17 protein-coding genes are annotated in these 14,206 nt (G+C 47.2%); 14 read left to right on the plus strand and 3 right to left on the minus strand.

Going from position 1 to position 14,206, the window contains the following annotated elements; all coding sequences use genetic code 11:
• The first annotated feature begins 73 nt into the window (after positions 1-73).
• From MMY81_RS07295 to MMY81_RS36235, 14 genes are all read left to right on the plus strand, one after another.
• A complete protein-coding gene (locus tag MMY81_RS07295) occupies positions 74-565 on the plus strand; it encodes a VanZ family protein (protein WP_245960921.1) in 492 nt (163 codons plus the stop codon).
• Between the two features lie 98 nt (positions 566-663).
• Entirely contained in the window at positions 664-1,488 is an 825-nt protein-coding gene (locus tag MMY81_RS07300; RefSeq protein WP_252312267.1) for a hypothetical protein, read from the plus strand.
• A complete protein-coding gene (locus MMY81_RS07305; protein WP_252312268.1) occupies positions 1,485-2,999 on the plus strand; it encodes an AAA family ATPase in 1,515 nt (504 codons plus the stop codon). Before MMY81_RS07300 ends, MMY81_RS07305 begins: the two co-directional genes overlap by 4 nt.
• The gene (locus tag MMY81_RS07310) at positions 3,000-3,425 is read left to right on the plus strand and encodes an acyl-CoA thioesterase (RefSeq protein WP_252312269.1); all 426 of its coding nucleotides are present in this window, start codon (positions 3,000-3,002) and stop codon (positions 3,423-3,425) included.
• A gap of 9 nt (positions 3,426-3,434) precedes the next feature.
• On the plus strand, positions 3,435-3,749 hold the full coding sequence (locus MMY81_RS07315; RefSeq protein ID WP_252312270.1) for a hypothetical protein: 315 nt from the start codon (positions 3,435-3,437) through the stop codon (positions 3,747-3,749).
• A gap of 47 nt (positions 3,750-3,796) precedes the next feature.
• Positions 3,797-4,621 carry an ammonia-dependent NAD(+) synthetase gene (nadE, locus tag MMY81_RS07320; RefSeq protein WP_252312271.1) on the plus strand — a complete coding sequence of 275 codons (825 nt, stop codon included), beginning with the start codon at positions 3,797-3,799 and terminating at the stop codon, positions 4,619-4,621.
• Between the two features lie 180 nt (positions 4,622-4,801).
• Positions 4,802-5,710 carry a homoserine O-acetyltransferase MetA gene (gene metA, locus MMY81_RS07325; protein WP_120192125.1) on the plus strand — a complete coding sequence of 303 codons (909 nt, stop codon included), beginning with the start codon at positions 4,802-4,804 and terminating at the stop codon, positions 5,708-5,710.
• Positions 5,711-5,765: 55 nt separating this feature from the next.
• Complete coding sequence (locus MMY81_RS07330) at positions 5,766-6,983, plus strand: EAL domain-containing protein (RefSeq protein WP_252312272.1); 1,218 nt, start codon at positions 5,766-5,768, stop codon at positions 6,981-6,983.
• Positions 6,984-7,080: 97 nt separating this feature from the next.
• Positions 7,081-9,219 (plus strand): dynamin family protein, encoded by a 2,139-nt coding sequence (locus MMY81_RS07335; protein WP_252312273.1) that lies wholly within the window; start codon positions 7,081-7,083, stop codon positions 9,217-9,219.
• On the plus strand, positions 9,212-9,484 hold the full coding sequence (locus MMY81_RS07340; protein WP_252312274.1) for a hypothetical protein: 273 nt from the start codon (positions 9,212-9,214) through the stop codon (positions 9,482-9,484). Before MMY81_RS07335 ends, MMY81_RS07340 begins: the two co-directional genes overlap by 8 nt.
• On the plus strand, positions 9,481-10,770 hold the full coding sequence (locus MMY81_RS07345; RefSeq protein WP_252312275.1) for a dynamin family protein: 1,290 nt from the start codon (positions 9,481-9,483) through the stop codon (positions 10,768-10,770). Before MMY81_RS07340 ends, MMY81_RS07345 begins: the two co-directional genes overlap by 4 nt.
• 91 nt (positions 10,771-10,861) lie before the next feature.
• The gene (locus tag MMY81_RS07350) at positions 10,862-11,212 is read left to right on the plus strand and encodes a cyclic-phosphate processing receiver domain-containing protein (protein ID WP_120192123.1); all 351 of its coding nucleotides are present in this window, start codon (positions 10,862-10,864) and stop codon (positions 11,210-11,212) included.
• A 294-nt stretch (positions 11,213-11,506) separates the two neighbouring features.
• The gene (locus MMY81_RS07355) at positions 11,507-11,677 is read left to right on the plus strand and encodes a hypothetical protein (protein WP_170146835.1); all 171 of its coding nucleotides are present in this window, start codon (positions 11,507-11,509) and stop codon (positions 11,675-11,677) included.
• Between the two features lie 48 nt (positions 11,678-11,725).
• Positions 11,726-12,016: an iron-sulfur cluster biosynthesis family protein gene (locus tag MMY81_RS36235; RefSeq protein WP_483882482.1), complete on the plus strand. Its 291-nt coding sequence runs from the start codon at positions 11,726-11,728 to the stop codon at positions 12,014-12,016.
• A 98-nt stretch (positions 12,017-12,114) separates the two neighbouring features.
• On the opposite strand, the gene MMY81_RS35050 is transcribed toward MMY81_RS36235, so the two are convergent.
• From MMY81_RS35050 to MMY81_RS07370, 3 genes are all read right to left on the minus strand, one after another.
• Complete coding sequence (locus tag MMY81_RS35050; RefSeq protein WP_374561556.1) at positions 12,115-12,474, minus strand: excalibur calcium-binding domain-containing protein; 360 nt, start codon at positions 12,472-12,474, stop codon at positions 12,115-12,117.
• Positions 12,405-12,974 carry a hypothetical protein gene (locus MMY81_RS07365; RefSeq protein ID WP_252312277.1) on the minus strand — a complete coding sequence of 190 codons (570 nt, stop codon included), beginning with the start codon at positions 12,972-12,974 and terminating at the stop codon, positions 12,405-12,407. Before MMY81_RS07365 ends, MMY81_RS35050 begins: the two co-directional genes overlap by 70 nt.
• A 703-nt stretch (positions 12,975-13,677) precedes the next feature.
• On the minus strand, positions 13,678-14,202 hold the full coding sequence (locus tag MMY81_RS07370) for a hypothetical protein (protein WP_252312278.1): 525 nt from the start codon (positions 14,200-14,202) through the stop codon (positions 13,678-13,680).
• Positions 14,203-14,206: the final 4 nt, after the last annotated feature.

Here is a 14,206-nt window from a genome sequence, read left to right on the forward strand (position 1 = left end):
ATATCTATTGCTATAACGGCTGGAAAAAATCATAATATAGGAGTGAACTCATCAGCAGAAAGCAGGTATAACCGTGACAGAGGAAGAACCAGCATCAAGAGAACCAAAACACACAAAATTCCGTAAAGGACTTGTGGCAGCCTTTCTTCTTTATATGGCGGCCCTTCTATACGTAACCCTGCTGGCCTGGAACTACGGCTCGTCATACGGTGCGCAGGGACCGGGAAGCCGTAACTACAACCTACATCCATTTGAAAGCATTATGAATATTGCACTTTACAGCGATAACATCATGGATCCACTGACAATTCTGGCAGGGAATATTATTATGTTTATGCCCTTTGGCTTCCTGCTTGGGCTGCTTATCCATTCCCGCACCAAAGTCTTCTGGCTGGTGCCTTTGTTTGCCTGTGTGCTCTCTATCGGCATTGAGTCGGCCCAGTTTATGTTTACGTACCGGGTCTCCAATGTTGACGATGTGATCCTGAACACGGCAGGCGGTATTTTCGGCACGTGGTTGGCCTTATTTGTACGCTGGCTTGCAGGCAAGTATAATAAGAAATAGAAAGACTCCAGGGTATGGTTCCCTGGAGTTTTGTTATAAAGGCAGAAGCATGGATTGTTACGCTAAAGCATGCTTTCGTATAAAAGGAGAGACCCGTAATGACGATTTCATCCACTGACCAGCTGAAAGAAAAGGTAGAAGCCTGGGAAAAACAGCCTTCCTCACTATCCATTGATGCGGTTCAGGAATTTATTGGACAGATAGATGCAGCAGATGCCGGACAGTGCCGTCTGGCAGCCAGAGCCTATGCGGTTCTGGCCAAAGAACGATTTTCCAGAAGGGACCGATTTGATCCGCTGATCCGCAGCTGGGTCGAACAGGGACTGGAGTGGGATGATACCGAAAAAGACCTGTTATTTTTAAAAGGACTGGAAACGTTATTTGCCGTCCGGGATATGGCATTTAGCCGTGCTATGGCACCGATACGGGAAACGGACCAGAGCTCTGCAAGAAAAAAAGCGGCCGAGCAGTTAAAAGCAAATGCAGAAACCGAAAGAGAGCAGCTCAAGCAGGCAGCCGACATTCTACAGCAGTCCACCGTAGATGAAACGCTGTTCGCTGAGCATCTTCCCGGCATTCTCGAAGCCGTCCATAGAGGGACCGCGTTATATACAAAAGTAGCGGAGGAAGCTGAAGAATACCTGGAGACTGCTTCCGGCTCCTTTTATTCCCCGGAGCAGGTGAAAAAGCTGAAGCTCTCCATTCAAGAGCTGCAGGACGTAAAAAAGGATTGGGAGAGCCAGTTCGCATCATTAGATCAATATACGGCGATGCTGCCGGGGGATCCGCTGACCGAACTTGACCAGATGATCGGGCTCGAGCAGGTAAAGATAACGTCCACCGCATGTATCATTACCTGCAGTATCAAAAGCAGCGCAAAGACCAGGGATATCAATGGAAGGATGAGCGGAGCCTTCATATGATTCTGACCGGAAATCCCGGTACCGGGAAAACGATGCTTGCCCGGATGCTTGCAAAAATTTATCATCACCTCGGTATTCTTCCCCGCGATGAAGTACTGGAAGCGGACCGTTCCCAGCTTGTCGGGGCCTATGTGGGCCAGACCGAAGAAAAAACCATGCATCTCGTAAAGGAAGCGGTCGGCGGCGTATTGTTTATTGATGAAGCCTACAGCCTCCGCCGTGAAGGAATGTCCGGCAATGATTTCGGGCAGACCGCGGTGGACACACTCGTATCAGCTATGACGAGCGGCGAGTACGCGGGTTCCTTTGCGATTATTCTTGCCGGGTATCCGGAGGAAATGCGGCAGTTTCTGCATTCGAACCCGGGTCTGCGCAGTCGTTTTCCGGAAAGCAACCATATTCACCTTCCCGATTATTCGATGAAAGAACTGACCCAGATTGCAGAAAAAACGGCGATCGACAACGACTTTATGCTCAATGACGCAAGCCGTCGTGTCCTGCAGGAGCGCCTGGAAAAAGAGCAGGTGGATGAAACATTCGGAAATGGACGCACCGCTAAAAATATTATCATGGACGCTATTTTCCAAAAGGGATCCAAAATCGGTGAAAAGACCGATGTCAGCGTAGAGGATTATTCTATCCTTACGCCCGAGGATATGAGTGGATCGGCTTTTTCATTAGATGAAGACGCCCGTAAAGAACCTATGATAAAATTAGAGGAAATGATCGGCTTACAGGAAGTAAAAAATGAGCTGAAAAAATTAGCCAGCTTTATATCGGTCCAGAAAAAAAGAAAAGAAGAAGGGGCGCCGAGTGTTCCCCTGCAGCTTCACACCGTCTTCACGGGAGAGGCAGGAACAGGAAAAACAACCGTGGCAAAGCTTTATGCCGGCATTTTAAAAGAAATGGGATTTTTGAAGCGGGGCCATACGATTGTATGCGGACGAAGCGATCTGGTCGCTGAGTATACCGGCCAGACTGCCGTGAAAACAAGAAAAAAAATCCGTGAAGCATTAGGCGGCGTATTGTTTATTGATGAAGCCTACGCGTTAGCAACGGGAAGCCGGTCGGATTTCGGCAAAGAGGCCCTGGATACGCTTGTGGAAGAAATGACCAAGCATGACGAGAATCTGGTAGTGATTCTGTCCGGCTACGCCGGGCCTATGGATCATCTGCTTGAAATCAATCCCGGCCTCCGCTCCCGTTTTAAAAAGACATTCTATTTTCCGCCTTACAGCGCCGAAGAGCTTCTGGAAATTACCCGTCTGAAAACAAAAGAGTACGGCTATACGTGCACGGAGGCCGCGCTTGATGTGCTTAAAAATGCATATGAGCGGATGGATACCTCCGGAAATGCCCGCTTCGCTGAAGATATGGCTGAAGAAATGTTTCAGCAGCAGGCCGGACGGGTGATGGACGCGGCAGAAGGAAACCTGCACGAACTCAATGAAACAGATGCAAAAAAGGCAGCAGCCTATAAAGAAAAAGAGAGTATTAAAGGAGACCGTTAAATGACACGCACAACCGCCTATACGTCGGTGCCGGTCCGCTACGCAGAAACAGATCAGATGGGTATCGTCCATCATTCGGTCTATGTGATCTGGTGCGAGCTCGGACGCACAGAGCTGATAAAAAAACTGGGCTTCCGCTACAATGAGCTGGAAAAGCAGGGCTACCTGTCCCCGGTTACCGGCATCAATCTGCAATACAAAAGATCTGCTGTATACGATGAAACAATGACCATCCAGACGTGGGTGAAAGATTACAGCGGTGTCCGTATCGAATACGGCTACCTGATCAGCAATGAACACGGGGAAACGTGTGTGGAAGGTTCGTCTGAGCATGTGTGCGTATCCAAAGACAGCTTCCGCCCGCTTTCCATCAAAAAACATCTTCCGGAGTGGCACGAGATGTATACGAGGGAAGTGTCGCATTAGGAGGCCTTTATGGCATTTGGCATTTCAAAAAAAGAGCTGGCCGACTGGAAAAATAAAGCTGCGGCCGGCGACATTGCGCTTTTAACTCATTATTGGTATGACCCGCGTTATCCGGAGTTTCATACCGTCACAAAAGCCGCCTGCGGCGATCACGACAAGCTGCTCGAATGGGGCAGGCAGTTTGGCTTTCAGCCCCACTGGATTCACTACCGCGAGGAGTATTCCCACTTTGATATCCGCGGCCCGAAACAGGTGGAAGTGCTGGAAGCCTGCGGTCTTTCCGAAGACATCAGGCGTTTTCGTCTTTCTGCCGGCAAGGTTTAAAAAAAGAGAAAATAAGGAAAAATAGGACTAAAAGAAAGGGGACTACTATGACTATTACACAGCAGCATATTATAAACGACCTTGAAGTACATCCATCTGTGCAGGCAGCAGAGGAAATAACGATCCGTAAAGAGTTTCTGAAAAATTATCTGCTTGCATCCGGAGCAAAAGGATTTGTCCTCGGGATTTCCGGCGGCCAGGATTCCACGCTTGCCGGCAGAATCGCTCAGATGGCAGTGAATGAACTCAATGAAACCGGAGAAGGCTATCAATTTATCGCCCTTCGTCTGCCTTATGGCGTGCAGCATGACGAAGAGGACGCCCAGCTTGCCCTTTCTTTTATCGATCCTTCCCGCACGATTACCGTTAATATCCAAAAGGCAGTCGATGCTTCCGAGAGCGACTTTGTGGAAGGTACCGGAGAGAAAATGACAGATTTTAATAAAGGAAACACAAAAGCCCGGGAGCGGATGAAAGTCCATTATGACATTGCCGCCCATTATCAGCTGCTCGTTATCGGAACCGATCATGCCGCAGAAGCAATTACCGGCTTTTATACGAAATACGGCGACGGCGCCTGCGATATTGCTCCGCTGTTCGGATTGAACAAACGCCAGGGCAAAGAACTGCTGAGAGAGCTTGAAGCGCCGGCAGAAACGTTTGAAAAAGTACCAACCGCCGACCTGGAGTCAGATAAGCCCGGCCTTTCCGATGAAGAAGCTCTCGGCCTGACCTATGATCAGATCGATGACTTTCTGGAAGGAAAAGAAATAGAAGCTGACGCCTCGGAGAAATTGATTAATTATTACACCAAAACGAGACATAAGCGCAGCGAGCCGGTAACCATTCATGACGACTGGTGGAAAGAATAACAAATGATTGGTACGGCAGAATGTCCTGCCGGCCTGTCTTTTATTGAAAAATACCGCTTCTCCTTAGCACGGAGAGGTATACATACAGTTGCTTTCCACGTCTATTCGTGATACTTTTCTATCATTATCTACCGCTTATTCCAGCCAGACCTAAATAGAGATAAAGGAGCAGGAGAGTTAATGCCAATTAAAGTGCCCGACCATTTACCGGCTAAAGATATTCTCACCAAAGAGGATATTTTTATCATGAACGAAAGCAGAGCCTACAATCAGGACATCCGTCCTCTGAATATACTCATTTTGAATTTAATGCCGCTGAAAAAAGCGACGGAAACCCAGATCCTCCGTATGCTCGGCAACACGCCGCTGCAGCTTGACGTGTCTTTTCTTCATCCGAATACCCACTCCTCCAAAAATACGCCGCACGAGCACCTGGCTGCTTTTTACAAAACAATCGATGAAGTCAGCAGCAAACGATTCGACGGCATGATTATTACCGGAGCGCCGGTAGAGAAGCTTCCCTTTGAACAGGTGGACTACTGGGAGGAAATGACGGATATCCTGGAATGGAGCAAATCCCATGTAACGTCGACCCTGCATATCTGCTGGGGTGCCCAGGCTGGATTGTATCACCATTTCGGCATTCCGAAGCATCCAATGGAAAAGAAAAAGTTCGGTGTTTATGAGCATACGGTGCAGATGCCGGAAGAGAAGCTGCTGCGCGGGTTTGATGAAGTATTCTGGGCCCCGCATTCACGCTATACGGAAACCCGGCTTGAAGATGTGAAGAAAATAGACGCACTCGATATATTATCCGAGTCGGACGATGCCGGACTATACCTGCTCGCAACGAAAGACCGCAAGCAGATCTTTATGACCGGCCACGGCGAATATGACCGGGAAACGCTCCGCGAGGAATTCGAGCGGGACAGCCGCCGCGGTATTTCCACAGCGCTTCCGGAAAATTATTTTCCGAAGGGAAATCATCTTTTGAATCCGCCGATGCGCTGGCGTGCTCATTCGAACCTATTGTTTACCAACTGGCTGAACTATTACGTGTATCAGGAGACGCCATTTGATTTAACCTAAAAATAACAAGAGCATGAAGCTCTATAGAAAAGGGCTGAAAAAGAAGGTGATACATGTGGATGCGTTAGATATAGTGATGCAGAAAGAAAAAGTCGTAGCCCATTTTCAACCGATTGTCAGCGCCGACACTCTGGAAATTACCGGGTATGAAGTGATGGGACGATTTCACGAAAATGAAACCGAAAGCATGAGCCTGCGCGTGTTTTTTCAGGATCACAGCATTCCGGATGAATACCGCCAGGAGGTCGAAGATCATATTCATGACCAGGCGTTGAACGCCTATCTGGAAGAGGGACGCGATGAAGTGCTGTTTTTAAATGTAGATGTGAATCTGCTGGTTCAGGACGGCGGCGAAAGCTTTGTCGAACGCCTGAAGGAATTTCAGGAAAAGGGACTCACTTTCGACAAAATCGTGCTCGAGCTTAAGGAACACCATTTTATCGGGGACCAGTCCCAGCTGAAGCATTTCGTGCAGTACGTGCAGAGCCTCGGCATTAAAGTCGCGCTGGATGATGTCGGCAAAAATACGACCAATCTGGATCAGATTGCCTACCTGATGCCGAATATTATTAAAGTTGATCTGGCCTTTACGGAGGAAAACTCCATTCCGAGCATGTTCCGGGATGTGCTGCATTCCTTATCGATGCTGTCACGAAAAATCGGCGCTTCGCTCTTGTTTGAAGAAGTAAACGGCTTTAATCAGCTCAACTACGCCTGGAGAAACGGGGCCCGCTACTTTCAGGGCGATTACCTGCGCAAGCCGAAAAACGCGTTCAGCGACAAGCAGATGCTTACCGAAGTACTCCGCAAAGATTTTCATCATTTTATTACGCTGGAACGCAAAAAAATGGAAGCCCAGATTGAATTAATGACGTCGATGAACAAACGGCTGGGAGCGATTTTGAAAAAAGAAGGCCAGTGGACCGATGTGGATGCTCTCACGATGAACATTGCGCACGCGCTGGAAGATATCTCTTTTCGGGTGTATATCTGCGACCACGAAGGCTACCAGAAGTCAGGAAATGCCTTAAAGGAAACCGAGGGCTGGACATACCACCCGGAAGGCCGCAACCGTAACTGGAGCTGGCGGCCGTATTTTCTCGAGAACATTGTCCGCATGAATTTTGAAAAACGAGGCATCCTTTCTGATCTGTATTCTGATATCCATCAGAATGAGATGATCCGCACGTATTCGCATCCGCTTACCGATGACCTGTATGTGTTTATTGATATCCCATATGAGTATTTATTTGAAAAAGACCATTTGATTTAGGGGCCTCCTGCAGGCCTCTTTTTTTAGAAACAGCGCGAAAGCGTTTGCTGTTTAACCGCAGCAGAAATAGTCGTTCATCGAAAGGAGTTCTGCGCAGATGAAAATGCCTTCCGTCCAGGATGTACTGCTCTCCCGTGAGAAGAGGGACGAATTCTGGGCCCGCCGTAAATTTAAAAAAGAGCCGCTCCTTGACCTGAAAACCCGGCTTGCTGAATGGGCCGATGAGGATACGCAGGAGGTGCTCGAAGGAATTGAAGAAAAGTGGCACGCCGGCCGGAAAACCATTTTATGCTGCGGGGTGTTTTCAGCAGGTAAGTCCACGTTTATTAATCGGTTGATCGGCGAAGATCATCTGCCTTCGCACCCGATTCCAACCAGCGCTAACGTTGTGCACTTCCAGAAAGGTCGTCCCGGCATTACGCTCGTACACGAAGACAGCCGGCCGGACACGGTGTTTCCGGATCTGGACGCCTGGGACGCAAACTGGTTTCAGCAGGGAGGCGCGGTGAAGGAAGTGTATCTGCAGGACGCGGAAACCAAACTTCCGGACGGGGTGGAGCTGATTGATACGCCGGGTATTGATTCGACAGTAGAGACCCATCAGCTCGCCGCGGAGTCGCGGCTGCCGGAAGCCGATACGGTTTGTTACGTTATGGACTACCAGCAGGTGGAATCTGAAGAAAACATTGCTTTTTTAAGCAAGCTCAATCAAATGGACATCCGGCCGGTTTTAATCGTTAACCAGGCCGACAAGCATAACCCGGAGCAGGGAACAATCGATGCATTCCGGGAACGGATGGAAGCTTCTTTTCAAAAACGGGGCATCCGTTATAACGACGTGTATTTTATTTCCTCACGCTTTCCGGAACAGACCCCTGAGCAATGGGAAAAGCTTATGGAGTACTTATTTTCGGCTTCGGTGCCCCGCGATATCCAGGTGTCCCAGACGGCGGCTAAAAGCCTGTACCGGATGATGGCAGAAGTAGCCGGGCAGAAAGAAAAACAGCAGCACCCGCCAAAAGATATCCACCGGGCCCTCGAGCAGTATGCTTCTCTGAAGTATCTGCAGGAAGAAAAGCTCCAGGCGGTGCAGAAGCAGGAGGAAATGGAGGAGTGGCAGGATACGCTCGAAAAAAGAATATTTGCCACAGTGGATCTAATATTTACGAATGCGAAGCTGACGCCCTATCATACCCGCAATGCCGCCAGGGATTACCTCGAATCGCGCCAGACGGCCTACCGGATCAAAGGGCTGTTCGGCAAAAACAAAACCCGTCGTTCTCGCGAGGAGAGGCTGGAAGCACTGAAAAGCAGTCTTACGGAAAATGCCCGCAACTATATTGATATCCCGCTTCGCGAACAAATGACAAACCTGCTGGCTTCGTACCGCGTGGAAGACCAGAATCTGCAGCGCAGTCTGCTCGATATGACCTGTACCATTGATGATGAATTAATCAGCAGGGCTGAACGCACCGGAGCCGCTTTTACGCAGGGGTATGTGCTCAGCTTCAGCCGCTGGCTCACCGAAGAAATTAAGCGCGTGTACAAGCAGCAGCTGATTCAGCTGCTGCCGAAAATCAAAACCCTGCTTGCCGCAGAGCAGAAAAAAGAAGCCGTGCGTCTGGAAAATCGTCGTATTAGGGCGGCCGAGCTGCTGGAAGAAGCAGAAGCGTGGCAGGCAAGGCAGGAGCAGTGGGTGAAAACGGCAGAAGAATGGATGAATGCCTTTTGGGAAGCGGCCGAGCCCTTTGAGCCGGTACATACATCCGTGTCCGGGTCCTATGAGATAAAAGCGGCAGGCACGCAGAAGCCGCTGACGTTTCCTATTCAGGAATGGTATGAGCGGCACGGCAGCCGGAACGGAGCCCGGCCGGCCCGTGGAGAGGCTCCGCATGAACTGCGGGAGGCCGCCGATATGATGAAGGGATTCCGGGTTCTGGATGCCGCCGCCGCTTCGCTGAACAGCAAAGCAGAACGCCTCGAGCAGGCTGCTTACCGGGTCGCTTTATTTGGCGCGTTCAGCTCCGGCAAAACGACCTTTGCCAATGCGCTCATCGGCGAGCCGCTGCTGCCCGTTTCTTCGCACCCAACCACTGCGTTTGTAACGACGATCCGTCCGGCAGCGCCGGCCAGCCATGGAACGGTTTCGGTTGTCTATAAAACCGAAGAACGGGTCATTGAAGAAATGAATGAACTGCTTTTTCAAAACAAACACCGCAGTTGGTTCCATGAATGAATGGGCGGCTTTAAAAGAAGAGCGCCGCAAAAAACTCGCTGAGCAGAAGAAAAAGCAGGAGAATCAAAAAGAAGAGGACAATAAGGAAAGTAGAAAAGAGGAATGGATAGATCCACTGCTGCTGTTGGACGCAGAAGAAAAAACCGGCTGGATGAATATGAAACGTCGTTTTCGAAACTACGAGGACCAGCAGGGCACCCGTGTAGAAATGAAGCTCGAAGCGTTCCAGCAGCTGACAGGAAATGCGGAAAGAGGCGATGAATGATCGATCGGGCCGATGTCGATGCCGCCGGCGCTTTTACAGATAAAGGCTATACGCTCACGGATACGCCCGGCGTACACAGCATTTATAAACGTCATACGCTGCTGGCATTTGAAGAAATGAAAAAAGCCGATGCGATCTTTTTTGCGACGTATTACAATCATGCGTTTTCGCGTGCCGACGTCATGTTTCTCACCCAGCTTGGCCGCCTGACGCAGTATTTTTCCTATAACAAAATCTTTTTCCTCGTGAACGCCGCAGATCTCGCCGAAGATACAGAAGAGCTGGAAAGCGTCATTCGCTACGTGAAGCGGGAGCTGGAGTCCTTTGGCCTGGAAGACCCTCCGGTATATCCGGTATCAAGCCTGCAGGCCGGAGGCGGGAGCCGCCCGGTATCCGGCATGGATAACTTTATGGAAGCGTTTGAGCAGTTTTCCTATGAGCAGCTGCAGGGAATTGTGCTGGAGGAAGGACGGGGCGAAATCCGCCAGGCTGTCCGCACTCTGGAGGATATGATGGAGACAGCGGCGCTGGATGCTTCCCGTCAGCAGGAAAAAAAGCAGCAGCGTCTGAATGCTCTGAAGGAAGCGGAACATCAGCTGCAGGCGTATTCCTTTGCGCTCGAGGTGGATATGATGCACCGCGAGATGGAAGAGCTGCTGTTTTATGTAAAGCAGCGCGTGTTCTACCGCTACTATGACCTGTTTAAAGATTATTTTACGCCCTATGCGTTTCAAAAGGAGCGTTCCTTCGCCGAGCAGATCAAGCGGCAGACTAACAGCCTCGTGCAGGAAGTGTTTCTGGAATTTGATAAAGAACTGCAGGCAACCGGCTACCGGATGGAGCAGTACATGAAAGAGCGGAGCCAACGTATAGCGGAAACATTTTCCGAACAGATTCCCGAATCAATGCTGTCTGCATTTCACTGGGAGCTTCCTCAATTTGACAGTTTTTCGTCCAACGAACAGCCGCCGCTTGACCGGATGACGTTTTCCTTTTTCAGCAGTTACACCTCCTACAGCGCATTTTTTATGGATCAGCAGATTAAACCATTTAAAGACGAGCTCGAAGAAGAACTGCGTCCGCCTGCCGATGAGCTGCTGGAAAAAGAATGGGGGCAGATGCGCGATCATTTTACCGGCCAGTGGGAAAGATGGTGGGCGGATTTCGCAGAAAGCTGGAAGCACAATATAGAATCGAGCCGCCGGATCGAAGAAGGGATAGAAATCACCTATACCATAGAGGACGTGGAACAGGTGAAGAACCTTCTGCAGAGCCGGTTTGAATAATGGGTAGAAATAAGGCATATTTTCTGTTATACTATAGTTTAACAGCCACTAAGACATGAACACACATTTCTCATATTATAAAGGAGGATGTATGGAAAACGTACAAAAGTACAATATTTTCCTGGATGATGTGAGGCCTTGTCCGAGCGGGTATATTCTAGTAGAAACTGTAGCAGAATGTATTGCCATGATCCGATCCAAAAAACTGGTATCTCACTTATCATTGGATCACGACTTAGGAAGTTATGCAAAGAACGGATTTGAAGTCGTGCTGCACTTACTGGAACACAAAATTTTTCCTGACTGCATTACGATTCACTCAGCCAATGCCGTAGGCGGCAAACGAATGTACGACCGGTTAATCGAAGCAAAAAGGAGCGGGCAGGTCCCTTCCTACGTGAAGATTTTTCACCAGCCATTACCAATAGGCTTCGCATTGTAATAGTACACGCGTTTAATAAGGGGGCTTCCTAAGGGAGCCTCCTTTCTTAATGCTAAAAATAGTCAGACCGCACTCAGGTTTTAATAAAAGGCAAAAGCTGGTTTTCTTGCTTTCCGCCCGGCCTGAATCTACAATTATTAGTAGGACAAAGGAGGAATAGCTATGCATACAATCCGATTAACCGAAAGAGCGGAACAAACCATGCAGGGGCTGCCCGGCAGTATAATGGCTTTCCGCCTGGACTCAAAGCTCACCGGCGGCTGACAAGGAATTCGGGAGTATTCCCTGGTTCCGGTGGAATCAGCTGACGACGCATATACGGTCACAACCGACGAAGACACGTTTGAAGCAATCAAGCCGTCGCCGGTGCTGGACAATCATCCTTCCCTCGGATGGATGCTTAAAAACAGCAGCGAAACGATAGCGTACGCAATCAAGGTAAAAAAACAGGATCACCCGGTTTAAACCACAGAAAAAATCCCTTATACTAAGAAATAGAAAAGGAGAGATACCATGAACATTACCGATCAGGCAAAAGAATTTATTCACGGCGTGATGAAAGAACACAGCGCCGGCAATATCCGCGTCGTCTTTTCAGGCATGGGCTGAGGAGGCCCTAAATTGGGTCTGGCTCTGGATGAGCCAGCAGAAGATGATGAAAGACGCGAAATCAACGGCATCGACGTAGCGATTGAGAAGCAGGTGCTTCCACACGTCGAGAACATCACATTGGACGTACAAACCAATAGTGACGGGCAGTCCGGCCTTGTAATGGACGGCGGCTCCGACAGCGACTGCTGTTAATAGAAAAGAAATCCAGCGCTTACTCTAAAAAGAGGAGGCGCTGGATTTTTGTTTTTACATATGACGATAAGTGTCCATTGTCTATGACTTATTTTAATTTATTCACATCCGACTCCGTCACCATCACGATCTAAATGCTTGGCGTAACCAGGTTCTCCTCTATATACAGGAGCAGCTCCGGCCGATCTCGCTGCAGTGCAGTTTTTATAATAAATTGACGATGAATCAGATGAGGTAGAACTGTTGTCATTTGAAGAGTTAGATTGCGTTGATGAATTATTAGAATCAGATGAACTGCTGTTAGAAGAAGGAGAAGATGTGGTATTAGATATTTCTGTTTCGAGTTCTGCTACCTTCTCTTGTGAAGCTTCTAATTCTTCTTTAACTTCTATAAGTTCCTCTTCTTTCTCTGTTGTACTTTCAGTAAATTCTTCATTTTGCAGTTCAACCTCTTCAATTTTTGTTCAGTTTCTTCTAATGCAGTATTCTCTTCGCTTTTTAGTTCGTCCAGTTGTTCTTGAGTTTCCTCTAATGCAGTTTCGGCTTCTTTCAGAGCTTCTTCATTGCCTTGTAATGAACTAATTTCAGCTTCTAAAGTAATTATTTGTTCGGCTGCTATCTCCAGTTGTTCCTCTGTAGTAGCCAATTCTTCTTCTAAAGTCGATATCGTTTCATCATTGGCTGCTAGTTCTTCGTTTTCAACCGCAACGGCTTTGCTTTCTTTTTCTTCTGCAAGCTGCTCTTCTTCTTTTTCTAACTGACGCTCCTCCTGTCTAGCTTCACTGTCAGCCGTAATTTCGGCAGCCGTGCGATCATCCAATAATGAAGCAATACCTCCTAAAAGTAGCAAAAGCATAAAACCATAGCCAATGAGAGCTATCAATGCTTTCCACCATTGTCCGGATCGGAAGCCAGGTACTTTATGGTACCATTTGGCACTTTTTAAATATCGTCCCATATCATTCGGCCCCACCTTTCATAAACTGTTTACGATTTCAACATTTCTATATAAAGCAAACATTTATAGATCTGGCTAAATTTGGGGATATTCTACATTTTCCTTTTCGGATTCTTCTAACCCCTGCAGGCTCCAGAAACTAAAAATACTGCTTAGCGACAGTAAAGATAGGGCATGTTCTTCCAGAGTGTCATCCAATTAATAACTATTAATCTGTGAGTGAATAAATAACACAAAAAATAAGCAATAGGACGACAGCCAATTACTTATTATGTTTTTTCTCTTCCTCTAAATATAACATAATTATTTAAAAAATCAGAATATTATAATTTATCAGCCTGCCATTCTGTTTACTGCTGATACCCTATAGGCATATATCTTTGGGTGCCTACATGTCTTAGGTAATGACCTAATTCATGAGCGAAAGTTTCTCTTACTTCATTTGCTGATCTTTTTTTATAAAGATGACATCATCTATCACCATATTTTGCGGGGCCACGCTATAGTATGCTGCCCCAAAACGAGCAGCTAATTCTTCAAGTCATGTTTTTTAATATACGTTAATTGAAACTGCTCATAAATCATCTCTATATCATTCTCTAATGTCGTATTGTTATTCATTTTAAATACCCCCTAGTAAATAAAAGCGAATATATGTTCGTTTTTAGGTCGAAATAAAAGCCCTAGTTAATAGGACTAAATATTACTCTGAAAATAACGGATGTTCCCAATAATGATCGGCTTCATTAGGAATATCAGGACTCAAAAAGTTATCAAAATCTACACGTTCTATTGTCTCTTTTTCAAAATCAATTGCAATTACTTTATCTTTTCTTTCTTCATAATGATTAACTAAGGTAGTTTCAAACTCAACATAAACGTCATCAAAAGCATATTCATTCTGTAATGCTATTAATAAATTAGTTACATCACTGTAAGCCTCGGTTTTTATCATGTTATTAGTTAAACCGTCACTAAGGTTATTTAAGTTAACATAAATATTAACATGATTACTCGCCTCATAATATTCGGTATCTATGAGAGCATCACCAAATATTTCTCTCGATATCTTGTTTGCGGTACTTTCAGGGATATCAGCTTCTTTTTCTTCCGTAGTATCTTCACTTTCTTCTGGAACTTCTTCCTCTTCAGATCCCTCTGATTCGCTACAGCCTCCTAAAACTAAAATGCTTATCAGCGTCAACGTAGATAATAAAAATTTCTTCATGTTA

This window comes from Sinobaca sp. H24, from assembly GCF_023845525.1.